The sequence below is a fragment of the Rhodococcus sp. AQ5-07 genome (assembly GCF_009707305.1).
Taxonomy (GTDB): domain Bacteria; phylum Actinomycetota; class Actinomycetes; order Mycobacteriales; family Mycobacteriaceae; genus Rhodococcus_F; species Rhodococcus_F erythropolis.
Window position 1 is genome coordinate 782,329 of the sequence record NZ_CP046099.1, and the last position, 22,476, is coordinate 804,804.

25 protein-coding genes are annotated in these 22,476 nt (G+C 63.1%); 15 read left to right on the plus strand and 10 right to left on the minus strand.

The genetic code is table 11. The features are described from left to right. Positions 1-48: 48 nt before the first annotated feature. The 3 genes from GJB56_RS03660 (at position 49) to secA (ending at position 4,577) form a co-directional block, all read left to right on the plus strand. Positions 49-747, plus strand: coding sequence for a ComF family protein (locus GJB56_RS03660; protein WP_020969219.1), 699 nt, complete (start codon positions 49-51; stop codon positions 745-747). Positions 748-922: 175 nt separating this feature from the next. Then, complete coding sequence (hpf, locus tag GJB56_RS03665; protein WP_003940893.1) at positions 923-1,603, plus strand: ribosome hibernation-promoting factor, HPF/YfiA family; 681 nt, start codon at positions 923-925, stop codon at positions 1,601-1,603. A 130-nt stretch (positions 1,604-1,733) separates the two neighbouring features. Further along, the gene (gene secA / locus GJB56_RS03670; RefSeq protein ID WP_113683005.1) at positions 1,734-4,577 is read left to right on the plus strand and encodes a preprotein translocase subunit SecA; all 2,844 of its coding nucleotides are present in this window, start codon (positions 1,734-1,736) and stop codon (positions 4,575-4,577) included. Positions 4,578-4,629: 52 nt separating this feature from the next. On the opposite strand, the gene GJB56_RS03675 is transcribed toward secA, so the two are convergent. Further along, the gene (locus GJB56_RS03675; RefSeq protein WP_020723642.1) at positions 4,630-5,223 is read right to left on the minus strand and encodes an Rv3235 family protein; all 594 of its coding nucleotides are present in this window, start codon (positions 5,221-5,223) and stop codon (positions 4,630-4,632) included. Positions 5,224-5,278: 55 nt separating this feature from the next. Here GJB56_RS03675 and GJB56_RS03680 point away from each other — a divergent pair, with 55 nt between their 5' ends. The 6 genes from GJB56_RS03680 to GJB56_RS03705 all read left to right on the plus strand — a co-directional run bounded on the left by GJB56_RS03680 (position 5,279) and on the right by GJB56_RS03705 (position 11,509). Next, positions 5,279-5,704 (plus strand): HAD-IA family hydrolase, encoded by a 426-nt coding sequence (locus GJB56_RS03680; protein ID WP_020969221.1) that lies wholly within the window; start codon positions 5,279-5,281, stop codon positions 5,702-5,704. Further along, positions 5,698-7,107: a WS/DGAT/MGAT family O-acyltransferase gene (locus GJB56_RS03685; protein WP_003940935.1), complete on the plus strand. Its 1,410-nt coding sequence runs from the start codon at positions 5,698-5,700 to the stop codon at positions 7,105-7,107. Before GJB56_RS03680 ends, GJB56_RS03685 begins: the two co-directional genes overlap by 7 nt. 23 nt (positions 7,108-7,130) lie before the next feature. Further along, on the plus strand, positions 7,131-7,631 hold the full coding sequence (locus GJB56_RS03690; RefSeq protein ID WP_020969223.1) for a DUF6912 family protein: 501 nt from the start codon (positions 7,131-7,133) through the stop codon (positions 7,629-7,631). 92 nt (positions 7,632-7,723) lie between these two features. After that, the gene (locus tag GJB56_RS03695) at positions 7,724-8,842 is read left to right on the plus strand and encodes a ferredoxin reductase (RefSeq protein WP_003940928.1); all 1,119 of its coding nucleotides are present in this window, start codon (positions 7,724-7,726) and stop codon (positions 8,840-8,842) included. Between the two features lie 24 nt (positions 8,843-8,866). Then, positions 8,867-10,129, plus strand: coding sequence for a fatty acid desaturase family protein (locus GJB56_RS03700; protein WP_020907111.1), 1,263 nt, complete (start codon positions 8,867-8,869; stop codon positions 10,127-10,129). A gap of 138 nt (positions 10,130-10,267) precedes the next feature. Continuing rightward, positions 10,268-11,509, plus strand: coding sequence for a fatty acid desaturase family protein (locus tag GJB56_RS03705; RefSeq protein WP_019747790.1), 1,242 nt, complete (start codon positions 10,268-10,270; stop codon positions 11,507-11,509). A 105-nt stretch (positions 11,510-11,614) separates the two neighbouring features. On the opposite strand, the gene rsgA is transcribed toward GJB56_RS03705, so the two are convergent. Both rsgA and aroA read right to left on the minus strand, forming a co-directional pair. Continuing rightward, on the minus strand, positions 11,615-12,652 hold the full coding sequence (rsgA, locus tag GJB56_RS03710; RefSeq protein ID WP_084326448.1) for a ribosome small subunit-dependent GTPase A: 1,038 nt from the start codon (positions 12,650-12,652) through the stop codon (positions 11,615-11,617). Then, on the minus strand, positions 12,601-13,914 hold the full coding sequence (aroA, locus tag GJB56_RS03715; RefSeq protein WP_070796173.1) for a 3-phosphoshikimate 1-carboxyvinyltransferase: 1,314 nt from the start codon (positions 13,912-13,914) through the stop codon (positions 12,601-12,603). The genes rsgA and aroA overlap by 52 nt, the downstream gene beginning before the upstream one ends. A gap of 49 nt (positions 13,915-13,963) precedes the next feature. On the opposite strand from aroA, the gene GJB56_RS03720 reads away from it, so the two are divergent. Further along, positions 13,964-14,716, plus strand: coding sequence for an SOS response-associated peptidase (locus GJB56_RS03720; RefSeq protein ID WP_020969226.1), 753 nt, complete (start codon positions 13,964-13,966; stop codon positions 14,714-14,716). Between the two features lie 3 nt (positions 14,717-14,719). On the opposite strand, the gene GJB56_RS03725 is transcribed toward GJB56_RS03720, so the two are convergent. Both GJB56_RS03725 and ybaK read right to left on the minus strand, forming a co-directional pair. Continuing rightward, complete coding sequence (locus GJB56_RS03725) at positions 14,720-15,433, minus strand: SIMPL domain-containing protein (protein ID WP_019747793.1); 714 nt, start codon at positions 15,431-15,433, stop codon at positions 14,720-14,722. A 24-nt stretch (positions 15,434-15,457) separates the two neighbouring features. Next, positions 15,458-15,952, minus strand: coding sequence for a Cys-tRNA(Pro) deacylase (gene ybaK, locus GJB56_RS03730; protein WP_070796272.1), 495 nt, complete (start codon positions 15,950-15,952; stop codon positions 15,458-15,460). A gap of 207 nt (positions 15,953-16,159) precedes the next feature. Here ybaK and GJB56_RS03735 point away from each other — a divergent pair, with 207 nt between their 5' ends. After that, on the plus strand, positions 16,160-16,858 hold the full coding sequence (locus GJB56_RS03735) for a sigma-70 family RNA polymerase sigma factor (protein ID WP_442792705.1): 699 nt from the start codon (positions 16,160-16,162) through the stop codon (positions 16,856-16,858). Then, positions 16,855-17,136, plus strand: coding sequence for a mycothiol system anti-sigma-R factor (gene rsrA, locus GJB56_RS03740; protein ID WP_003940722.1), 282 nt, complete (start codon positions 16,855-16,857; stop codon positions 17,134-17,136). Before GJB56_RS03735 ends, rsrA begins: the two co-directional genes overlap by 4 nt. 102 nt (positions 17,137-17,238) lie before the next feature. Here the strand turns inward: rsrA and GJB56_RS32035 are convergent, their stop codons facing one another. Then, positions 17,239-17,313 carry a 50S ribosomal protein bL37 gene (locus GJB56_RS32035; protein ID WP_022597109.1) on the minus strand — a complete coding sequence of 25 codons (75 nt, stop codon included), beginning with the start codon at positions 17,311-17,313 and terminating at the stop codon, positions 17,239-17,241. A 136-nt stretch (positions 17,314-17,449) separates the two neighbouring features. Between GJB56_RS32035 and GJB56_RS03745 the strand changes: the two genes are divergently transcribed. Continuing rightward, complete coding sequence (locus tag GJB56_RS03745) at positions 17,450-17,665, plus strand: biotin/lipoyl-binding carrier protein (protein ID WP_007731208.1); 216 nt, start codon at positions 17,450-17,452, stop codon at positions 17,663-17,665. An 8-nt stretch (positions 17,666-17,673) separates the two neighbouring features. Next, the gene (locus tag GJB56_RS03750; protein WP_019747797.1) at positions 17,674-19,176 is read left to right on the plus strand and encodes a sensor histidine kinase; all 1,503 of its coding nucleotides are present in this window, start codon (positions 17,674-17,676) and stop codon (positions 19,174-19,176) included. A 119-nt stretch (positions 19,177-19,295) separates the two neighbouring features. On the opposite strand, the gene GJB56_RS03755 is transcribed toward GJB56_RS03750, so the two are convergent. Further along, a complete protein-coding gene (locus GJB56_RS03755; protein ID WP_003940950.1) occupies positions 19,296-19,550 on the minus strand; it encodes a WhiB family transcriptional regulator in 255 nt (84 codons plus the stop codon). Between the two features lie 255 nt (positions 19,551-19,805). Next, positions 19,806-20,762 (minus strand): diacylglycerol/lipid kinase family protein, encoded by a 957-nt coding sequence (locus GJB56_RS03760; RefSeq protein WP_019747798.1) that lies wholly within the window; start codon positions 20,760-20,762, stop codon positions 19,806-19,808. A 41-nt stretch (positions 20,763-20,803) separates the two neighbouring features. On the opposite strand from GJB56_RS03760, the gene GJB56_RS03765 reads away from it, so the two are divergent. Then, a complete protein-coding gene (locus tag GJB56_RS03765; RefSeq protein ID WP_019747799.1) occupies positions 20,804-21,274 on the plus strand; it encodes a membrane protein in 471 nt (156 codons plus the stop codon). A 26-nt stretch (positions 21,275-21,300) separates the two neighbouring features. Here the strand turns inward: GJB56_RS03765 and GJB56_RS03770 are convergent, their stop codons facing one another. Then, positions 21,301-21,780, minus strand: a complete 480-nt coding sequence (locus tag GJB56_RS03770) for a GNAT family N-acetyltransferase (protein WP_003940724.1) — start codon at positions 21,778-21,780, stop codon at positions 21,301-21,303. Between the two features lie 17 nt (positions 21,781-21,797). Continuing rightward, on the minus strand, positions 21,798-22,421 hold the full coding sequence (locus GJB56_RS03775) for an acid phosphatase (protein ID WP_019747801.1): 624 nt from the start codon (positions 22,419-22,421) through the stop codon (positions 21,798-21,800). Between the last annotated feature and the right edge of the window lie 55 nt (positions 22,422-22,476).

The window sequence follows — 22,476 nt, forward strand, 5'->3', positions numbered from 1 at the left end:
CATGTCGGTGCTCTGGTGCATGTCGGTGCTCTGATTCATGATTCGGCCATGGGGGACAAGAAATTCGGTGCCGGATTGCTCGATCTGCTGTTGCCACGCGAGTGTGGTGGGTGTGGCCGCACGGGGACGCTGTGGTGCGGTGAGTGCGCGGAACTGCTGCGTGACCATCCGGTTCAATTGAGTCCGCGCGTAGACCCGGGCGTGCCGGTCTGGGCACTCGGCCGCTACGACGGCCCCAGGCGGCGCAGTGTGATCGAGATGAAGGAACGGGGTCGTCGGGACCTCGCGACGCCTCTGGGGATCGCTGTGGCCGGTGCATTGGGCACTCTGGAACGGTGGGGCGAGGTCGGCGGCGGGGGTCGTACGCCGATCATGCTGGTGCCTGCTCCCACACGCGCCCGAGCGGCGCGTTCTCGCGGGGGTGATCCGGTTCGCCGGATAGCCGAGAGTGTGCGCGAAAAGCGAGAAGTTGGTTCTGTCGAGGGGCGTCCGGTACGTGTCTGTCCGATTCTCCGGATGACGCGAGGCGTACGTGACTCGGTCGGACTGTCCGCGGCCGACCGGGTGACCAATGTGAACGGTCATGTGTCTCTCGACACCACTGCAGTCTCTTCGATTGTCGGGGACGGCGACATCGTCCTGCTCGACGACGTCCTGACCACGGGAGCAACTGCGGCAGAGTCGGTTCGGGCTCTCGCGCTCAGTGGGATTCGGACAACTCTCGTGCTTGTTCTTGCAGGGGCTTAGATGAATTTCGTTGGAACAGTGGCACTCGCGCGCGTTACGTACTAGCGTCGGCGGCACACCCGAAAATACTGGTAGGAGGTGGTACTTCGATACTGGTGCCGGGCGGATCCCCTCTCGGTACTTGCAGAATTTGCCGCCGCCCACCGTGGGGCGGGGCCGTAATTGGGAGGTACGAGTGACGACCCCTTCGCAAGCCTCGTTTTTCATCGAGGACGCCACCATCGAGCGTTCCGAGAATGCCGCAGCTCCGAGATCCGACGTCGTAGTCAAGGGACGAAATGTCGAGATCCCCGATCACTTCCGAATCTACGTTTCGGAAAAGCTGGCGCGACTCGAACACTTCGACCCCTCCATATTCCACTTCGACGTGGAACTCCAACATGAACGCAACCGACGACAGGCCAAGAGTTGCCAGCGCGTCGAGATCACCGCTCGAGGTAAAGGCCCGGTGGCCCGAGCCGAAGCGTCCGCAGACAGCTTCTACGCCGCCTTCGAATCGGTGATCGACAAGCTCGAGAGTCGCCTCCGTCGAACCAAGGACCGCAAGAAGGTCCATTACGGCGACAAGCGACCGGTGTCCGTCGCGGAGGCAACCGCCTCCCTCGTCGACGCAGACTCGCTCGGAGTCACACCGGACATTTCGCTGAACGGCCAAGAGCCGGACGAGTACGACGGCCCGGGACGCGTGGTCCGCACGAAGGATCACCCGGCCGAGCCGATGACCATCGACGACGCTCTGTACGAGATGGAACTGGTCGGACACGACTTCTTTCTCTTCCATGACAAGGAGTCGGACAAGCCGTCCGTCGTCTACCGTCGTCACGCTTTCGACTACGGATTGATCCGCCTGACATGACCCAATCGGTGGTGGGTTTGCTCGCTCGCCGCCGGTAGCGCCTACCATGGAATCCGGCCGGAGTTTTCGGACCCCGGCCGGATTTTCAGTGTGTGACCCCTGTCGCCGAAGATTGAGGACGAAGAAGACTGTGCCGTCGCTGTCGCTATCGAAGCTGCTCCGTGTTGGTGAAGGTCGCATGGTCAAGCGGCTCAAGCACATCGCCGAGCATGTGGAATCTCTGTCGCCCGATGTCGAAGGCCTGACAGACGAGCAACTCAAAGCCAAGACCACCGAGTTCCGTGAGCGCTATGCCGCCGGGGAAACTCTCGACGAGTTGCTGCCCGAGGCATTCTCCGTGGCCCGTGAGACGTCGTGGCGCGTGATCAACCAGAAGCACTTCCACGTGCAGATCATGGGTGGCGCGGCCCTGCACTTCGGCAACGTCGCCGAGATGAAGACCGGTGAGGGCAAGACTCTGACGTCGGTTCTTCCGGCTTATCTCAACGCGATCGCCGGTGACGGCGTCCATGTGGTCACGACCAACGACTACCTCGCCAAGCGTGACTCCGAGTGGATGGGTCGCGTTCACCGCGCCCTCGGCCTCGAGACCAGTGTGATTCTCTCGGGCATGACCCCGGCTGAGCGCCGCGTCGCCTACGCAGCCGACATCACGTACGGCACCAACAACGAGTTCGGCTTCGACTACCTGCGCGACAACATGACGCATTCGCTGGACGACCTGGTCCAGCGTGGCCACGCGTTTGCCATCGTGGACGAGGTCGACTCGATCCTCATCGACGAAGCCCGAACCCCGCTCATCATCTCGGGCCCGGCCGACGGCTCCAGCAAGTGGTACAGCGAGTTCGCTCGCATCGCGCCGCTGCTGAAGAAGGACGTCCACTACGAGGTCGACATCCGCAAGCGCACCATCGGTGTGCACGAGGCGGGCGTCGAACTGGTCGAGGACCAGCTCGGTATCGACAACCTGTACGAAGCCGCGAATTCTCCGCTGGTGAGCTACTTGAACAACGCGATCAAGGCCAAGGAGCTCTACACCAAGGACAAGGACTACATCGTCCGCGACGGTGAGGTCATCATCGTCGACGAGTTCACCGGCCGCGTGCTGGTCGGCCGCCGCTACAACGAGGGCATGCACCAGGCGATCGAGGCCAAGGAGAAGGTGGAGATCAAGGCGGAGAATCAGACTCTCGCCACCATCACCCTGCAGAACTACTTCCGTCTGTACGACAAGTTGTCCGGCATGACGGGTACCGCCGAGACGGAAGCTGCCGAGCTTCACCAGACCTACACCCTCGGTGTGATCCCGATCCCGACCAACCGCCCGATGGTCCGAGTCGACAACGGCGACCTCATCTACAAGACCGAGGAAGCCAAGTTCGACGCGGTGGTCGACGACGTCGTCGAGCGCCACGAGAACGGCCAGCCCGTCCTGATCGGTACCACCAGCGTCGAGCGCTCGGAGTACCTGTCCAAGCAGTTCACCAAGCGCGGCGTTGCACACAACGTCCTCAACGCGAAGTTCCACGAGAAGGAAGCGACCATCATCGCCGAGGCCGGTCGCTCCGGTGCGGTCACCGTCGCGACCAACATGGCCGGCCGCGGTACCGACGTCGTTCTCGGTGGTAACCCGGACATCATCGCGGACATCGCGCTGCGCAAGAAGGGCCTCGATCCGGTCACGACGCCGGACGAGTACGAAGCAGCCTGGGACGCAGTCCTGGACGAGGTCAAGGCTGAGGTCAAGGCAGACGCGGAGAAGGTCCGCGACGCCGGCGGCCTGTACGTTCTGGGCACCGAGCGTCACGAATCGCGTCGTATCGACAACCAGTTGCGCGGTCGTTCCGGACGTCAGGGTGATCCTGGCGAATCGCGGTTCTACCTTTCGCTCGGTGACGAGCTCATGCGCCGCTTCAACGGTTCGGCACTCGAGTCGATCATGACGCGCCTCAACCTTCCCGACGACGTCCCGATCGAAGCCAAGATGGTCTCGAAGGCCATCAAGAGCGCTCAGACTCAGGTCGAGCAGCAGAACTTCGAAATTCGCAAGAATGTCCTCAAGTACGACGAGGTCATGAACCAGCAGCGAACGGTCATCTACAAGGAGCGCCGCCAGATCCTCGAGGGTGAGGACATGGAGGGCCAGGTCGAGCAGATGATCACTGACGTGGTCACCGCCTACGTCGACGGTGCCACCGCCGAGGGATACGTCGAGGACTGGGATCTCGAGCAGCTGTGGACCGCGCTCAAGACGCTCTACCCGGTCGGCATCGATCACAAGACGTTGGCAGGGGAGGACGGCGCAGGCATCAACAGTGACCTGAGCCGTGACGACCTGCGAACCGCTTTGCTCGAAGACGCCCACGCGGCGTACAAGAAGCGCGAAGCCGAGATCGATGCGATCGCCGGCGAAAACGGTATGCGTGAACTCGAGCGTCGTGTCTTCCTCTCGGTCCTGGACCGCAAGTGGCGAGAGCATCTCTACGAGATGGATTACCTCAAGGAGGGAATCGGTCTGCGTGCGATGGCCCAGCGCGATCCGCTGGTCGAGTACCAGCGCGAGGGTTACGACATGTTCATCGGCATGCTCGACGGATTGAAGGAAGAGTCCGTCGGATTCCTCTTCAACCTGCAGGTCGAGGCAGCTCCGGCGCAGCCCGCGAGCGGAATCTCCGTCACGGCCGGCTCGGCCGCTGCGGCGTCCGCCACGGCGCCCAAGCCGCTCCCGACGCAGGAAGCCGCAGCCAGGACAACCGGAACTGCTGCCCCGACGGCGTTGCGCGCCAAGGGACTTGACGATGAAGGTCCGTCGCGATTGACGTACACCGGCCCGGACGAGGACGGCAAGGCGAAGGCAACGCGTGACTCGGCCGCCGACTCCGGTGACGGGGCCGCCTCGCGCCGCGAACGTCGTGAAGCAGCACGGACGCAGTCGAGGAGCAATCGAGCGCCGAAGTCCAAGCGCAAGCGCTGAGGTTCAGTACAGCTGAGCTACCAGCGCAGTTAGTACTCAGCAGGCTGGACGGTCACACCACGTGTAGTGCGGTGACCGTCCAGCCTGTTCCGTCTGTATGGTCGATCCGACCCGCGACGGCAAATGTCTGCGTGCCTCGTGTGTACGTCGCACAGACTTCGGCGGTACTCTTCGACACTGCTTGAACGTGGGTGCGGTGAACGGCCGCGCCGCCCAGCTTCCGGGCCGAAAATTCCGAAGTATAAAGTCGCGCAACAACTTCCAGGACGGACGGCGTCAATACGCCCTTGAGTTGCCGCGGATTTCGTCGCCGGTCGACGGTTTCGAGAACCAGGCGAAGTGATCGGTTCCAGAAGATGTCGGCACCCGCCAACTGCGGTTCCAGCACGTGAGTGAAACCGGCACTGGACGACGTCCCGTTGTGTGGTGTCTTTCGTGGGCGACGCAGCATTCGGTCGGTTCGGCACTGCGCTCGGTCGGGTCGGCACTGCGGCCGCGTAAGCGCGACGGTATGCGCGTGAGGCTCGAATTGTGGTGCCGGCTCGAGAATGATTGTGCAGTCCTGCTCCATGACATCCCCCCGGATGATCGTGCGTCCGAGATGGTCGTCTCGGACTTCGCTCCCCCGAGCGATGGTGAGAAGCATGACACGAAACGCTCGAGATGTCGCCGTGATCACCATCGCGACTTAGGGTGATGGCGTGCGGGGACTTCTGTTGGATGTCGGTGGCGTGCTGTTCGGTCCGGGATCGGATCTCGACGGCTTGAGCGCGGTCGTGCGCGCGGTGAAGGCCCGCGGAATCGTGACGGGAATCGTCAGCAACGATCCCGGCGGTGCCAATGCTCAGTGGTTGCGGGATCTCGGAGACGGGGTCTTGGTCGACGACGTGATCTTGTCCGGTGATGTCGAGATGGCGAAGCCCGACGCCGAGATCTATCTGTTGGCGGCGAGTCGTTTGGGCGTCGAGCCGGAGGACTTCGTTTTCGTGGATGATCTCGAAATCAACGTCCGGGCGGCGGTGGCGGTCGGGATGGTCGGGGTCCACCACGTCGGCTCGGAATCGACCATCGAGGAGTTGTCGATTCTGTTCGATCTCGGCGAAGGAGGGGACACGAAGCCATGGTGAACAGACTGACGACTCAGGATGCTGCTTTCTACTTCCTCGAAGCCGGGACGACGCCGATGCATGTCGGCTCGTTGGGGATCTTCCGGCAACTGCGAAACGGGATCGATCACGAGGAATTGCTTCGTCTGGTCGAAGAGCGGCTCGGATCGGTTCCGCGTTACCGCCAGCGAGTGCGTGAGGTGGCGTTCGGCCTGGCCCGCCCCGTCTGGGTGGACGACTCGGATTTCGACATCACCTATCACGTACGCCGATCGGCTCTGCCCAAACCAGGTTCCGACGAACAGCTGATGGATCTGATCGCGCGGCTGACGTCGAGACCACTCGACAGCACGAGGCCGTTGTGGGAGATGTACCTGGTCGAGGGGCTGACCAGAAACAGATTTGCCATCTTCACGAAGTCTCATTCGTCGTTGGTGGACGGCGAGGCGGCTCCAGAGATCAGTCAGGTGATCTTCGATCCGGAGAAGAATCGAGCGCCAGGCCCCGAAGAATTGTGGATGCCCGCCAGACCGCCGAGCGATACCAGCTTGTTGGTCAGTGCAATGGCAGATCTCGTGACGAGCCCGGGGGAGGGGATCGCACGGGCGCGTGCAGCGTTCAACGACGTGACCACATCCGTCACCGAGGCTGTGAGTGCACTCGGGAAACTCGCAGAAGTGGTTCGAACGGCGACCCAGGTGGCCCCGTCGAGCCCGCTCAACGCCACCATCTCGCGCAATCGACGCCTTGCGGTGGCCAAGACGTCTCTCGAGGACTATCGACGTATTCGCGCGCGGTACGGGTGCGAGATCAATGACGTGATTCTCACCGTCATCGCAGGTGCGATGCGGAACTGGCTGCTCTCGCGTGGTGAGCCGGTGACCGAGGCGACCATCGTGCGGGCGATGGTGCCCATGTCGGTGTACACGGATGGCCCCGAGAGTCCCGACGTCGACGATCCGCAGGCGCCGGGGCATGTTTCCTCGTTCCTCATCGACCTGCCTGTCGGTGAACCCAACGCGGTTGTTCGGCTCTCTCACGTTGCGCATGCGACGGAGGCATTCGCGCGTCAGGGTCGGCGGGTCACCGCGCAGACGATGGTGCGAATGTCTGGGTTTGCGCCGGCGACGCTGCATGCGATGAGCTCCCGTGCGGCCAGTAGTCTGTCGCAGCGAATGTTCAACTTGATGATCACCAATGCGCCAGGGCCACAGTTCCCGCTCTACCTCGGTGGGGCTCGGATGCTGGAGATGTATCCGGTGTCGCCACTGCTCAAGAATCAGACACTCAGCATCGCCCTGACGTCGTACGACGGAAATGTCTACTACGGTTTGAATGCCGACCGTGACGCGATGTCGGACGTCGACGTCGTTCGTTCGCTGATCTTCGAGTCACTCGAGGAATTGACGGATGCGAGTCGGTGACGAACGAGCATGAAGGTGGTCTCATGAGGGTGTACGTACCGGCGACGGTCGAGATTTTGCAGAAGTTGGTCGCAGATCAGGAGTTCGACCCGATGAGCCGGACGGCTTTTGCGGTCACCCCGACTCTGCGTGAGTCGTACGCGGCGGGCGATGACGACGAGTTGGCCGAGGTCGCCATGGGGGAGGCTGCGCGTGCGTCGCTGCGGCTGATCGCCGGAACCGAGGGTGACGTCACCTTCCGGCGTGCTGTCGTTGCCGCCGACGTCGACGATGCCGATGTGAAGTTGCGGCCCGATCTCGACGATTCTGTAGTTCGATTGGCGGGTCCTGTGACGATGGCTCAGGTTGCATCTGTGCATGTCGACCTCGAACAGGCAGAATCGGACATCGAGCGCGCTGCTGGCATAGTCGACGCGGCGGATCTCGGTGACGCCGATGCCGAGTTCACGCTCGGCGACGCGGAGGACCACGAGTTGGCGTGGTACGCCGCGCAGGAGTTGCCGTTCTTGCTCGACCTGCTGTGAATGTGCTTACCGTGAAGTAACCTACGGTACCGTAACCTGATAACCTACGGTACCGTAGGCAGTGGGTTCGGAAGGTGAGAGGTGGAGGTCTGATGGGTCTGAAGGACTGGATCGAGGCACCGGCAGCGTCGGTAGTTCCGGCAGCGCGGTCGAAGCTCAATCTGCTTCGTGGTGCGGCGGCTCGGCTGACCACACCATTGCTTCCCGACGACTATCTGCACCTCGCAAATCCGTTGTGGTCTGCCCGCGAGCTGCGTGGTCAGATCGTCGAAGTCCGGCCCGAGACCACGGATTCGGCGACCATCGTCATCAAGCCGGGGTGGGGATTCGACTTCAATTACCAGCCGGGGCAGTACATCGGCATCGGTCTGCATATCGACGGCCGCTGGCATTGGCGGTCGTACTCACTTACTTCGCCTCCCAACTGGGAGAACAAGCGCATTTCCATCGCGGTCAAGGCCATGCCCGAGGGCTTTCTCTCGAGCCACCTCGTCAGCGGGGCCGTGCCGTCGGGAACCATCGTTCGACTGGCCACGCCTTCGGGTAACTTCGCGTTGCCGGATCCGCCGCCGGAGAAGATCCTGTTCATCACCGCCGGCAGTGGCATCACTCCGGTCATGGGCATGCTGCGGACGATGAACCGGCGCGGTCAATTGCCCGACGTCATGCACATCCACTCGGCTCCGACGGAATCCGACGTGATGTTCGCCGACGAACTCACGGCACTGCACGCCGAGCACGAGGACTTCGTGAGTCACGTTCAGCTCACGCGCCGCGACGGAAAATTCAAACTCAGTTCCCTCGACACGGTCTGCCCCGACTGGCGTGAGCGCCACACCTGGGCGTGCGGACCCCTTCCGTTGCTCGACGAGCTCGAAGACGTCTGGAAGGCGGAAGGCATCGAGGATCGACTCCACATGGAGCGATTCGCGGTTTCGCGCATCGACGCCTCGGCGGACGGCGGCACGGTCACGTTCGAGAAGTCGGGTAAGACGATCACCGTCGACGGCGCGACGACGCTTCTGGAAGCCGGCGAGCAGTCCGGCGCCTTGATGCCCTTCGGTTGCCGCATGGGCATCTGCCAGACGTGTGTCGTGCCTCTCGTCGCCGGCCACGCAATCGACCTACGCTCGGGAAAACAGCACGCGGAGGGCGAGCGGATTCAGACGTGCATCTCCGCTGCCGCCGGCGACTGTACGCTGGACGCATAGCTTCTAGGCACACGGAGGACCACGGTGGCCATCACCGATATCAAAGAGTTTTCGCACCTCACCGAGGCCGATGTCGAAGCTCTCGGACGTGAACTCGATCAGATTCGACTCGACATCGAAGACTCTCGTGGAATCCGGGACGCCCGCTACATTCGTCGCGTCATTCGCGTCCAGCGGGCGTTGGAACTCGGTGGGCGTATCGCGCTGTTCGGCAGTCGGTACCGACCGGCATGGCTGGTCGGCACGACCCTGCTGAGCCTGTCGAAGATCATCGAGAACATGGAGCTCGGGCATAACGTCATGCACGGGCAATGGGACTGGATGAACGATCCCGAGATTCACTCCGTTTCGTGGGAGTGGGATCAGACCGGTCCTTCCGAGCACTGGAAGCGTGCCCACAACTACCAGCACCACACGTACACCAACGTCGTCGGGATGGACGAGGACCTCGGTTTCGGGATCCTGCGTATGACGCGTGACGAGCCGTGGAAGCCGATCAACCTCTTCCAGCCGATCGCCAACGTGATCTTGGCGGCCACGTTCGAGTGGGGCATCGCGCTGCACGACCTCACGGCGGCAGCCGAGTTGGAGGGCGCGGAAAAGGGGCAACTGAACTCGCAGGCGAACAAAGACTTCGCGCGCAAGATCTTTCGTCAGGTGGGCAAGGACTTCATCTTGTTCCCCGCGCTGACGGGGCCGGCGTGGAAGTCGACCATGACGGCCAATGCCACCGCGAATCTCGTGCGCAACCTGTGGGCGTACGTCGTCATCTTCTGTGGTCACTTCCCGGACGGCGCCGAGAAGTTCACCGTTGCCGAATTCGAGCAGGAGACTCGTCACGAGTGGTACCTGCGCCAAATGCTCGGTAGCGCGAACTTCAATTCGGGCAAGCTCATGGGACTCATGAGTGGCAACTTGAGCTACCAGATCGAGCACCACGTCTTCCCTGATCTGCCGAGCAACCGCTACCCCGAAATTGCCGTGAAGATGCGTGCATTGTGCGAGAAGTTCGATCTCCCGTACACCACCGGTTCGCTCTTCAAGCAGTATCTCCTGGCGCTGCGCACGATCCACAAGCTGGCCTTGCCGGACAAGTGGCTGACTGCGACCTCGGACAATGCTCCGGAAACGTCCTCGGAACTACGGTTCCGTGACTCAGGGTTCCGGGACGCAGCCATGGCGATGGTCGAGGACCTGCGTACCGATCCGGTCACCGGCAAGCGCCTCGGATTGTTGACCGCACTCAAGTCGCAGGCGCGTTCTCGCATGCCGAAGCGCCGGAAGTGATATAGGTTACATCGGGAAAAACCTAACCTACGGTGCCGTAAGTTACGCTACAGTAGGTGCAGTTGATCTGAACGATTCGAAGTCATGATCGTTCTGCACTTACTACTTTGCGCCTAACTCACTGCTAGGAGGCTTTCCATGGCGATTGCAGATGTCAAGGAATATGCACATCTCACGGACGCCGACATCGAGGCGCTCGGCCGCGAACTCGACGCGATTCGTCGCGACATCGAGGAGTCGCGCGGCGAGAAGGACGCGCGCTACGTGCGCAACGTCATTCGCCTGCAGCGTTCACTCGAAATCGGCGGCCGCGCAGTGCTTTTCGCCAGCCGTCGCCGTCCGGCGTGGCTCGCCGGAGTTGGCCTGCTGACGCTCTCGAAGATCATCGAGAACATGGAACTCGGGCACAACGTGATGCACGGTCAGTGGGACTGGATGAACGACCCGGAGATCCACTCCACCTCGTGGGAGTGGGACGTCACCGGCCCGTCTGCGCACTGGAAGCAGACCCACAACTACCTGCATCACAAGTACACCAACGTCCTCGGAATGGACGACGACGTCGGATACGGACTCCTGCGCGTCACCCGCGATCAGCGATGGAAGCCCTTCAACGCCGGCAATCTGGTCTACAACACGCTGCTCGCGCTGTTCTTCGAGTACGGCATCGCCGCACAGCACCTCGAGCTCGGCAAGGTGGCCAAGGGCCGCGCCGACAAGGAAGAGACCCAGCGCAAGCTCCGCGAGGTCGGCGAGAAGATCGGCAAGCAGGTCCTGCGCGACTACGTCATCTACCCGGCCATCACCGGCCCGGCGTGGAAGAGCACGTTGTCGGCCAACTTCACCGCCAACACCCTGCGGAACGTGTGGACCAACGCGGTCATCTTCTGCGGTCACTTCCCGGACGGTGCCGAGAAGTTCACCAAGGAAGACATCGACAAGGAAACGCAGGCCCAGTGGTACCTGCGTCAGATGCTCGGTAGCGCCAACATCGAGGGCAGCGCGCTCATGGACTTCATGACGGGCAACCTGAGCTACCAGATCGAGCATCACTTGTTCCCCGATCTGCCCAGCAACCGCTACAAGGACATCGCGGTCACGGTGCGTCAGCTCGCGGACAAGTACGACCTGCCGTACACGACGGGCCCACTTGCCGTGCAGTACGCCAAGTCCTGGCGCACCATCGCCAAGCTGTCGCTGCCCAACAAGTACCTCAAGGACACCGTCGACAATGCGCCCGAGACGGCGTCGGAGCGGATGTTCGACGGCGAACTGACGTCGACTGTCGATCCCGTGACCGGGCGTCGTAACGGTCTCAAGAGCGCCATCGCACGTAAGCGCAAGAGTGGAAAGCTGCGCAGCCTCCTCGGCCTGCGCTGATTTCCCGCCTGCGCTGACCAGACACAACAAGCGGCCCGACACCATTCGATATGGTGTCGGGCCGCTTTGCTGTTCTCGCGCTGGGGCGTCGTGCAGGGGTGTCGCTCAGTACTGATCGTTGGACTTGATCGCTTCCAGCAGTTGTCGCACAGCGACGACGCGTCGAGCGGATTTGCCCTCCAGTAGGTCGAGCTTGCATTCGGGGTCTGCCGGCGGCCCGAGGTGCGTGCATCCGCGCGGGCAATCCTCGATCGCCGCAGCGAGATCCGAGAATGCTGCCACCACGTTCTCGGGCGAGATGTGCGCCAGACCGAACGAACGGATGCCAGGGGTGTCGATCACCCAACCGCCACCGGCGAGGGGGAGTGCCACCGATTGCGTCGATGTGTGCCGGCCCTTGCCGACGCCGGATACGATGCCAACCGCTCGATTGGCATCGGGGACAAGGCGATTGACCAATGTCGATTTTCCGACGCCGGAATGTCCGATCAGGGCGGTCAACTTGTGCTCGAGGATCTGCGTCAGTTCGTCCAGGGGATCGTCGCGACCGGCGACGACCACTTGGATGTCGAGGTCGGCGAAAGTGCTCGCGAATTCCTCGGGTGGTTCGAGGTCGCTCTTGGTCAGGCAGACGATCGGTGTCAGGCCACCCACGTAGGCGGCGACCAGTGCGCGCTCGACAAAACCGGTGCGCGGTGGGGGATCGGCGAGTGCCACGACGATGAGCAACTGCTCCGCGTTCGCGACGACGATGCGTTCGAAGGGATCGGTGTCGTCGGCCGTCCGTCGCAGAACCGTAGAACGCTCGGAGACCCGGACAATGCGGGCGAGGGTATCGGTTTTGCCGGACAGATCGCCGACGATGTCCACCTGATCGCCGACGACGATGGGGGTTCGGCCAAGTTCGCGGGCGCGCATCGTGACGATCAGCCGGTCGGGATCGCCGCCGAGGACGCAACCCCAACGGCCACGATCCTTCGACACCACCATCCCCGATTCGGCCGATAGATGTTCGGGCCGAGTCTTCGTACGGGGGCGGGATCCGCGGCCGGGGCGTACCCGGACGTCGGACTCGTCGTACTGCCGCGGACTCAGAAGCTTGCCTTCGGTGTCGCCGGCGAGCTCTCGAGCATGTCGATCCACATGTTCTCGAAGCCGGGCAGTGTCTTGGCGGTGGTTCCAACGTCGTCGACGTCGACGCCGTCGACGACCAGGCCGATGATGGCGCCGGCTGTTGCCATCCGGTGGTCGGCATACGAGAGCCATTGTCCGCCATGGAGTTCCGCGGGAACGATCGTCAGGCCGTCGTCGGTTTCGGTGACGGAGCCGCCGAGCTTGTTGATCTCGTCGGCGAGGGCGGCCAGACGGTCGGTCTCGTGCCCGCGCAGGTGTGCAATACCGCGTAGATGCGAGGTGCCCTCGGCGAGAGCAGCCAGGGCCGCGACGGTGGGGGTCAGCTCTCCCACGTCGTGGAGGTCGATGTCGATGCCGCGCAGTTTCTCCGGGCCGCGAACGGTCAGCAAGCCGTCGGCAAGAGTGACGTCGGCGCCCATCGAGGCGAGGATCCCGCGGATCGCGTCGCCGGGCTGCGTCGTCGACGACGGCCACATCGGGACGCTGACGGTTCCGCCGGTAACAGCGGCTGCGGCCAGGAACGGTGTGGCGTTGGAGAGATCGGGTTCGATCGCCCAGTCCACGGCGCGCACCGGCCCCGGTGCCACTCGCCACGTGTCTGCGTCTCCGCCCGTGGCCGGTGTCGTCACGGAAACTCCGGCTTGGCGGAGCATCTCGACGGTCATGTCGATGTGTGGCATGGACGGGACGGGCTTGCCGTCGTGGTGAACGGTGACACCCTCTTCGAAGGCAGCAGCCGAGAGCAGGAGACCGGAGACGAACTGCGACGAGCCGGATGCGTCGATGGTGACCGTTCCTCCGCGTAGGGATCCGGTTCCGGTGACGGTGAACGGGAGTGCGTCACCCTCGATCCGAGCGCCGAGACCGCGCAGTGCCTCCAAGATGGTGCCGAGGGGGCGTGTGCGTGCTTGCTCGTCGCCGTCGAAGCGGACGATGCCGTCGGCCATCGCGGCGAGTGGCGGCAGGAAGCGCATCACGGTGCCGGCCAGGCCGCAGTCGACCTCGCCGCCGCGCAGGGGCCCAGGGGTGATGCGAAGCGTGGTCGGATCGCCGGCTTCCTCGACGCCGATGCCGAGGTCACGCAGAGCTGCGATCATCAGGTCGGCGTCACGGCTGCGAAGTGCACCGGTGATCGTGGACGGGCCATCCGCAAGTGCGGCAAGAATCAGAGCTCGATTGGTGATGGACTTGGATCCGGGCAGCGTCACCACTGCATCGACGGGTGCTTGGGCCCTCGGGGCGCTCCACAGACTCAGACTCACATGGTCCATCTTCTCTCATCGGTGGGGGAATGGTCGAAACCGTGCCACCCTGGGTGTCATGTGCGGAAGGTATGCGACCACAGCGGACCCGGCCACCCTGGCGGTGGAACTCGATGCGCTCGACGAGACGGACCACTCGGCGCCCGTCGAAGCCGACTACAACGTGGCCCCCACGACCGAGGTGTTGACCGTCGTCGAACGCCACGATCGGGAAAATCCCGACAGCGATCCGACCAAGAGGATTCGGCGGATGCGATGGGGATTGGTGCCGTCGTGGACCAAGGAACTGGGCAAAGGCCCGGTCCTGTTCAACGCCCGGGCCGACTCGCTGGCGGAGAAGCCGGCGTTTCGGACCGCCTTCAAGTTCAAACGTTGCCTGGTCCCCATGGACGGGTGGTACGAGTGGCAGACCGAGGCCACCGGCGGGAAAAAGGCAGCGAAGATTCCCTACTACATGCACCCCGACGACGGATCACGGCTGTTCATGGCGGGCGTGTGGTCTGCCTGGCGGGACCCGAGGGTCGAGAACGCGAGCCCCGTCCTGAGCTGCTCGATCGTCACAGTCGACTCTCTCGGTCACCTCGAGCAGGTTCACGACCGCATGCCCCTCGCCCTGCCTCGTGACCGCTGGGAGGCGTGGCTCGATCCCGACAACACCGTCGATTCGGCTCTGCTCGAACCGGTACCGGACCTCTTCGAGCGGATCGACGTCGATCGAGTCCGGCCGCTGGTCAACAGTGTCAAGAACAACGGGCACGAGTTGATCGAGCCGGACGTCGACCGTGCCGGCGAGCAGATCAGCCTGCTCTAGTGGTCAGCCGAGAGCCCAGGTAACGGTCACCTCGAACGAGACCTGCTGGGTTCCCGGGGCGAGAACCATGTCGGACATCGAGGCGTCGGGAGCGCGCATGGTCTGACCGCCACTCGTGTCGTGTGCCTCGGTGATGGTCACGACGTTCTCGAGCGACGTACCGGACAGATCCGCGTACTGCTCGGCACGGTTCTTGGCGTCTTCGAAGGCCCGGGTGCGAGCGTCGGCCAGAAGCTGAGAGTCGTCGTCGATGGCGAAGGCGACGTTGCCGAGCCGTGCCGCGTTTCCGCCCGCCGCGATGCCGGCGTCCAGGACAGAAGAGGCCTTGTCGAGATCGCGTACGACGATTCGTACCGAGTTGGTTGCCCGGTAGCCGGTCACGTTGCCGCCGACAAACGGTCCGCCGCTGGCGTCGTACTGCGGCTGGACGGACAGATCGCTTGTCTGTACGTCCTCGGGGGCCACACCGGCGGCGACTATCGCGTCGATCATCTGACGGGCCTTGTCATTCGACTCCGAGACCGCTCCCGATACATCCGGGGCAACCACCTCGATGCCGATGTCGGCATTGAGGATGTCCGGAGCCCCGCGGACCTGCCCTGATCCGACTACCGTGACTTCCTTGGCGGCATTGTCCGAACTCCCGCAGGCCGTCAGAGAGACGGTGAGGGCTGCCGCTGCAGCGGTCAGTGCAAGAGTTTTCAGGTGTGGTCGCATGGTGAGACCGTAGCGACCGGATACTCAGCCCGCCGTGATTTGCGCCGTGACCGCGCCACTCAGCTGCACGAGGTGCGTCGGAGCCAGCTCGATCTCGAGCCCGCGTCGACCGGCGCTGCAGAGAATGCGGTCCCAGTCGAGCGCCGACGCATCGATCACGGTCGGCAGTTTCTTGCGTTGGCCGAGCGGTGAGATACCGCCGAAGACGTAGCCGCTCGAGCGCTCGGCTTCGGCGCGATCGGCCATGACGGCTTTGCTCGCACCGAGGGCAGCGGCTGCGGCTTTGAGCGAGAGCTTGTTCGGGACCGGCAGGACCGCGACGGCGAGCTTGCCGGTGTCGAGTTTGACGACCAAGGTCTTGAAGATCTGTGCGGCCTCGACTCCTGCCAACTCGGCCAGTGCAGTGACCGCCTCGTCGCCGAACGATTCGGCGCGAGGATCGTGGTCGTAGCTGTGAACGCGGTGCGGTGTCTTCGACTTGTCGAGAAGTACGGTCGCAGGGGTCGCTGTTCCGGCCATGAGGAACACCCTATGTGGATCGCCGACAGGTGCATCCGACCAGGCCGGGAACAGAGTCGCAGACTCCCGTGTTGGTACCAGTTGATGAAACTTGTCCCGAGAAGCGAAGGAGCGACCGTGCTGGCTGTGTGTGAGCCACCACCGGCCCGTGGGTCGGATCTTCAGTTGGCGGTAACCTTGATCCCTACGGCTAGTGAAGGGATCAGAGTGCTGGAACACGACCGGCCCAAGGACGAACCGTCAGGGGTAACTGAACCTATCGACGGCGCTGTGTCCGAAACGCCCGAAACTGCGGATGAGTTGATTGCCCGGTTCGAGCGCGACGCGCTCCCGCTGCTCGACCAGTTGTACGGCGCTGCCCTGCGCATGACGCGGAATCCGGCTGATGCCGAGGATCTCGTGCAGGAGACGTACGTCAAGGCGTACACCGCTTTCCGTTCGTTCCGTGCCGGTACCAACCTGAAAGCCTGGCTGTACCGGATTCTCACGAACACCTACATCAACTCGTACCGAAAGAAGCAGCGCCAACCCGCGCAGTATCCGACGGACGAGATCACCGACTGGCAGTTGGCTGCCACCGCCGAGCACACCTCGACGGGGCTGCGATCGGCCGAGGTGGAGGCGCTCGACGCGTTGCCTGACGACGACATCAAGGCGGCGCTGCAGTCGCTTCCCGAGGAATTCCGTATGGCCGTGTACTACGCCGATGTCGAAGGATTCCCGTACAAGGAGATCGCGGAGATCATGGGCACACCCATCGGAACGGTGATGTCGCGACTGCACCGTGGTCGCAAGCAATTGCGTGGTCTCTTGGCCGATGTCGCAAAAGACCGGGGATTCAATCGGGACGGCGCGGTCGACTCAGCCACAGTCGCAGCCACCGAGACGGAAGGTGTCACACGATGAGTGAGCAGGACGAATTCGAAAGGCTCGACTGCTCGGCAGTCATCGCCGACGTCTGGTTGATGCTCGACGGTGAATGCGACGATTCGAGTCGTGCTCGCCTGCAGCGTCATATCGACGATTGTGGATCGTGCCTCGAGGCCTACGGGATCGAGGAGAAGGTCAAGAGCCTGATCAACCGTAAGTGCGGTGGAGACCACGCGCCGGAAAGCCTGCGTCAGCGGCTCACCGTCGAGTTGCGTCGGACCATCGTCATAACGACTACCGAAACCGACAGCTAGCCCGTCAGCGAAGATCTGAGCGGCAGCAGTCGGAAGGCAGTAACGCCGAGGGGCGGGGAAGCAATGCTTCCCCGCCCCTCGGACGTTTTGTTGCGCTACATGTCAGGCGTTTGGACGCTTGCCATGGTTAGCGGCGTTGCCCTTACGGCTGCGCTTCTTACGACCACGCTTACCCATGATTGGTCTCCCTTCTGTTTCTTTCGCGTCATTGTTTCACGCCGATGCCGGTGTGGTTCCATTGGCAGGTCGATCGAGTGATCCGTCGACGTATTTTCGTGGTCAGAGTGCAGTTCCGACAGAAGTGAGGTTCACGATGGCAGAAGACGTGCGCGCCGAGATGGTTTCGACGGTCTACCAGGTCGTCGTGAGCGAGGGAGACGTCGTTGCGGACGGCGACACCCTGGTCATCCTCGAATCCATGAAGATGGAGATTCCCGTCCTGGCCGAGGTTCCGGGAACGGTGACGACGGTGGGCGTCAAGGTCGGCGACGTGATTCAGCAAGGCGATCTGATCGCCGTGATCTCCTAAGCCGGACGATGTCCACTCTCAGTGACCTCCTCGCCGAACACACCGATCTTCCCGGTGCGGCGGTCGACCATCTCCAGCGCGTCGTGGGGGAGTGGCAACTGCTCGCCGACCTCTCCTTTGCCGACGTTCTCCTGTGGGTGGGCACCGAATCGGAGAAGAACCGATCCGAGGGGACGGTCATCTGCGTCGCGCATTGCCGGCCGACAACGGCATCGACGGCTTTTCCGGAGGACGCAGTCGGAACGGTCGTTTCCGAGTCCGAGCACCCGCAGGTTCTTCGCGCTCTCGTCGAGGGCCGCGTCGTGCGCGGGGAAGACGAGACGTGGCGTGAAGGAATGCCGCCGCGTCGGGAAGCCGTTCCGGTGCGTCTGGACGGGCGAGTCATCGCGGTTCTGAGCCGCGACACCAACCTGTCGCACCAGCGAGCGCAGAGTCCGCTCGAGCTCGCGTATCTCGATTGCGCCGAAGACCTGTGTCAGATGATCAGCGACGGAACCTTCCCGATCCGAGAATCGCGCTCCGACACGAACTCGAGCCCACGTGCGGGCGACGGCTTCATCCGTCTCGATACCGAAGGCACCGTCGTCTATGCCAGCCCGAACGCGCTCTCGGCCTATCACCGGATGGGTCTGAGTTCGGATTTGGTGGGCCAAGACCTCGCGGCGTTGACCCGTTCGTTGGTCACCGACCCGTTCGAGTCTCAGGAAGCTGCGGGATACATCCGAGATACGTTGGCGGACAAGCCCGGTCGCCGTATGGAGATCGAGGCGCGCGGGGCGACCGTTCTGCTGCGAGCCCTGGTTCTCAAGCCGGGCGGCCGGCATGTCGGTGCGGCGGTCGTCGTCCGCGACGTCACCGAGGTCAAGCGTCGTGATCGCGCTCTCCTGAGCAAGGACGCAACCATCCGCGAGATTCACCATCGAGTGAAGAACAACCTGCAAACCGTCGCGGCGCTTCTGCGTCTACAGGCCAGGCGAACCGGCAACGACGAAGCGCGACAGGCGTTGACAGAGTCGGTGAGGCGCGTGACGTCCATCGCCCTCGTTCACGACACCTTGTCGATGTCGGTGGACGAAGAGGTGGATCTCGACGAGGTGATCGACCGGTTGGTTCCCATGCTCTCCGATGTCGCGGGAGTGGGTGTGCCGGTGGCGATTCGGCGTGAGGGCAGTTTCGGAGTGTTCTCCGCCGAGCGCGCCACCCCGCTGGTCATGGTGCTGACGGAGTTGGTGCAGAACGCGATCGAGCACGCTTTCGATCCGGGAGTGACCGGCACGGTCACACTCAGCGCCGAGCGTTCTGCGCGCTGGTTGGACGTGATCATCCACGACAACGGGCGCGGCCTGCCGGAGAACTTCGACCTCGAGAAGTCCGATCGGCTCGGACTCCAGATCGTGCGGACTTTGCTGGGCGCCGAACTCGGTGGCTCGCTCGGACTGCACCCGGGAAGCGGTGGCGGCACCGACGCGGTTCTGCGTGTGCCGCTCGGTAGACGCACTGCGCGTTACTGATTCGAGCAGCGTTAGCGATTCGAGCAGACAAAAAGCCCGACACCATGTGGTGTCGGGCTGTCGTCTTCGACTGTGCGGAGGGGCTGTTCTCCGCCGCGAGTCGAACGTCTCGGTTCTACCTAGACGGAAGTGCGTGCACGGGTACGTGCGTTACGACGCTTGAGTGCGCGACGCTCGTCTTCGCTCATTCCGCCCCAGACGCCTGCATCCTGACCGGACTCGAGAGCCCAGGACAGGCACTCGGCGGTGACGGGGCAGCGGTTGCAGACAACCTTGGCATCAGCGATCTGAGCGAGGGCCGGTCCACTGTTTCCCACCGGGAAGAACAGTTCGGGATCCTCGTCGCGACAGATTGCGTTGTGGCGCCAGTCCATCTTTTTTCGCTCCTTAATTGGGTGTGTATTCACACCATTTGGTACCAATGAGTTTGTGTGTGCGTCATCAATGTTTCCGCACTGTTACTTGTGAATGCTTTCACGAACTCGCGGTATGTCAATAGGTTTGAACGGGTTCGTGGGCCAACTCACTAATTTGTGACACACCTGACGGCCACCTGGGCGTCACCGGCATTTTACCCGATTTCGACTATTCGGCACCAGAGTTTTTGCAGGTCAAACGTGTTGCCTGACTCACGTCGGAATCGGTGCGAACACTTCCAGTGCATCCGGGACCGAGGTGAATTCGACTTTTTCGCGAAGTCCGATGTAGTCGCCGTCCATCTGCAGTCCGATCGGTCGCGACGATTCGATGGTGATTGTCGGGACGTCGTCGGTGCGTAGAAGGACCTTCGATTTCGGTTCTGCGCCGCGTGCGAGGAGCTGTCGCACAACCCGCAGAGACGGTAGGACTTTGGTGCTCGTCATGGCGAAGATGCCGAGTCCACTGTCGAAGGTCGTTCCCGGATTGGTGTGTACGGGACGCTCTTCCAGATATGTCCACGGGCTCGAGTTCGACACGAACGCGTAGTGGACTCCGGAGACGGGATCCTGATCGGGGAGGTGGACTGTCAGGGCGGGCTCGGCTCGCTTGGCACGGAAGAACGCCGCGATCGCGGTTCGGACATACCGGGCGGGTGTGGCGGCGTCACCGTTCTTACGGCTGGCGTCGACGGCCTCGCATACATCGGCGTCGAGGCCCATTCCGGCGTTGAACGTGAACCAACGGTTGTCGCAGTGTGCGAGGCCGATTCGGCGTCTCGTTCGTTCCGAGAGTAGATCGACGAGTTGGTTTGTGGCGTCGATCGGGTCGGCGGCAATACCGAGTGAGCGCGCGAAAACGTTTGCCGAGCCTCCCGGGACGACAGCGATCGTCGGGATCGGACCGACCGGAACCGATTTCATCGACGCGGGATGCGGTGACCCGAGCAGTCCGTTGACCACTTCGTTGACCGTTCCGTCGCCGCCGTGGACGATCACCGAGCCGAAGCCGTCTTCGTGGGCTTCGCGCGCCAGTTCGGCAGCGTGTCCCCGATGTGTGGTGTGCGCCACAGTAAGTCGCACCCGACTCTCGAGGGCGTGTGCCAACAGGTCACGACCGGCAGCGGTGGTGGAGGTGGCATTGGGGTTGACGATCAGCAGTGCGCGCACGGGGCATGAGCCTATCCGGTGTCGTGTTCTAGGCTGGCCTCGTGCCGAATACCGCCAGTCCGAACGCCCTGCCCAAGACAGTCACATGGGCAGGTGCCCTCGTGACGCTGCAAGGGCTGGTTGCCGCCGGGTTCGCGATCGTCGCAGTGATTCGCGGCGCGACCGGCCACGATCAGAGCGTCACCAACGGATACGGATTTGCCGCCTGGGTCGCGATCCTCGGCGGCGCGGTGTTGGCAGCCGGTATCGCTTTGCTGACGGGCCGCCGGTGGGGCCGGGCAATCGCCGTCGTCGCGCAGTTGCTGCTCCTGCCGGTCGCCTGGTCGCTCCTGACCGATTCGCATCAGGTGCCGCTCGGCATCGTTCTGGGTGTCGTCGTTCTCGGCGCTCTGGGCTGCCTGTTCTCGGCTCCGACGTCTCGATGGATGGCAGCGGAGTACGGAGCGTACGCAGACGAGGTGTCGCCGGAAGAGGGACGCCCGGACGAGACCGAAGAGCCGCGGGACAAGTAGGACGGAACGCCTACCCTGCTTCAGTCCTACTCAGCTTCGGCGGCAAGAGCTCCGAGGTGGGTGCCGGTCAGGCGATACGTGGTCCACTCCGTCTTCGCGTCGGCACCGAGTGACTCGTAGAACTTGATCGAGGGCGTGTTCCAGTTGAGCACCGACCAGGACAGCCGGGTGTAGTCGTTGTCGGTGCACTCCTTGGCGAGCGCGGCCAGAAGAGCCTTTCCGTGGCCTGATCCGCGCTGGCTGGGCTTGACGTACAGGTCTTCGAGGTAGATGCCGTGGGCGCCGTCCCACGTGGAGAAATTGCGGAACCACAGCGCCATGCCGACGACGTCGTCAGCCGAATTCACAGCGACGTGCGCGAAGGCCGTCGCGGCCGGCCCGAACAATGCCTCGCCGATCTGTTCCGCCTTCACGGTGCACTCGTCGAGGGCCTTCTGGTAGTCCGCCAACTCGTAGATCATGTCGGTGATCGGCTGGACGTCTGCGGGCGTGGCGCGTCGGATCATGGGGAGAATCTTAAGCCTCAAGCCTCCACTAGCGGCGGCACGTTGTGATGGACGAGGTGGCTGGCGCCGTGCTCGTAACCGAGAACCGTGTAAGCGCCCGGGAACAAGGCGAAACGCTTTCCTTCGGTGACCGGGAGCTCGAGCCAGCGGGCGATGAGCGCGCGTGAGAAGTGGCCGTGCCCGATCAGGATCACGTCCCGCTCGGGTAGCTGCGAACGCACCATCGACAGCACCATGTCGGTGCGGGCATGGATCTGATCGGTCTGCTCGCCGCCGGGGCACGGGTGTGTCCAGACGGTCCAATCGGGCACCGTTGCGCGGATCTCGGGCGTCGTGAGGCCTTCGTAGTCGCCGTAGTCCCATTCGGAAAGTGCATCCCAGGTTCGCTCTTCCGGCAGGCCGGCGAGATCACCCGTCAACTGTGCGCGCAGCCGCGGACTCGTCAGAATCATGGGGTTCCGGAGGTCGAGGGTTCGCAAGCGATTTCCGGTCGCGGTTGCCTGCATCTCGCCGAGCGGAGTCAGCGGAACCTCGGTCCGGCCCGTGTGTTTCCCGGTGCGTGCCCACTCGGTTTCACCGTGGCGCATGAGTACGACGCGAGCACCGAGGGGGATCGACGAGGGGGCGGACTGGGAGGTCATGTCGACCATCATTGCAGGCTGCCTCGCGTGTGTAGCTCGCCTCCTGGCGCGAAGT

Coding starts and splice junctions, on each gene's coding strand:
- GJB56_RS03705 (WP_019747790.1), top strand. CDS start 10,268: ATGGCGATTGCAGATGTCAAGGAATATGCACATCTCACGGACGCCGAC.
- GJB56_RS03660 (WP_020969219.1), top strand. CDS start 49: ATGGGGGACAAGAAATTCGGTGCCGGATTGCTCGATCTGCTGTTGCCA.
- GJB56_RS03775 (WP_019747801.1), bottom strand. CDS start 22,421: ATGACCTCCCAGTCCGCCCCCTCGTCGATCCCCCTCGGTGCTCGCGTC.
- GJB56_RS03725 (WP_019747793.1), bottom strand. CDS start 15,433: ATGCGACCACACCTGAAAACTCTTGCACTGACCGCTGCAGCGGCAGCC.
- GJB56_RS03690 (WP_020969223.1), top strand. CDS start 7,131: ATGAGGGTGTACGTACCGGCGACGGTCGAGATTTTGCAGAAGTTGGTC.
- GJB56_RS03745 (WP_007731208.1), top strand. CDS start 17,450: ATGGCAGAAGACGTGCGCGCCGAGATGGTTTCGACGGTCTACCAGGTC.
- ybaK (WP_070796272.1), bottom strand. CDS start 15,952: ATGGCCGGAACAGCGACCCCTGCGACCGTACTTCTCGACAAGTCGAAG.
- GJB56_RS03750 (WP_019747797.1), top strand. CDS start 17,674: ATGTCCACTCTCAGTGACCTCCTCGCCGAACACACCGATCTTCCCGGT.
- GJB56_RS03685 (WP_003940935.1), top strand. CDS start 5,698: ATGGTGAACAGACTGACGACTCAGGATGCTGCTTTCTACTTCCTCGAA.
- GJB56_RS03755 (WP_003940950.1), bottom strand. CDS start 19,550: ATGGACTGGCGCCACAACGCAATCTGTCGCGACGAGGATCCCGAACTG.
- GJB56_RS03695 (WP_003940928.1), top strand. CDS start 7,724: ATGGGTCTGAAGGACTGGATCGAGGCACCGGCAGCGTCGGTAGTTCCG.
- aroA (WP_070796173.1), bottom strand. CDS start 13,914: ATGGACCATGTGAGTCTGAGTCTGTGGAGCGCCCCGAGGGCCCAAGCA.
- GJB56_RS03770 (WP_003940724.1), bottom strand. CDS start 21,780: ATGATCCGACGCGCCACGCCCGCAGACGTCCAGCCGATCACCGACATG.
- GJB56_RS03720 (WP_020969226.1), top strand. CDS start 13,964: ATGTGCGGAAGGTATGCGACCACAGCGGACCCGGCCACCCTGGCGGTG.
- rsrA (WP_003940722.1), top strand. CDS start 16,855: ATGAGTGAGCAGGACGAATTCGAAAGGCTCGACTGCTCGGCAGTCATC.
- GJB56_RS03675 (WP_020723642.1), bottom strand. CDS start 5,223: ATGCTTCTCACCATCGCTCGGGGGAGCGAAGTCCGAGACGACCATCTC.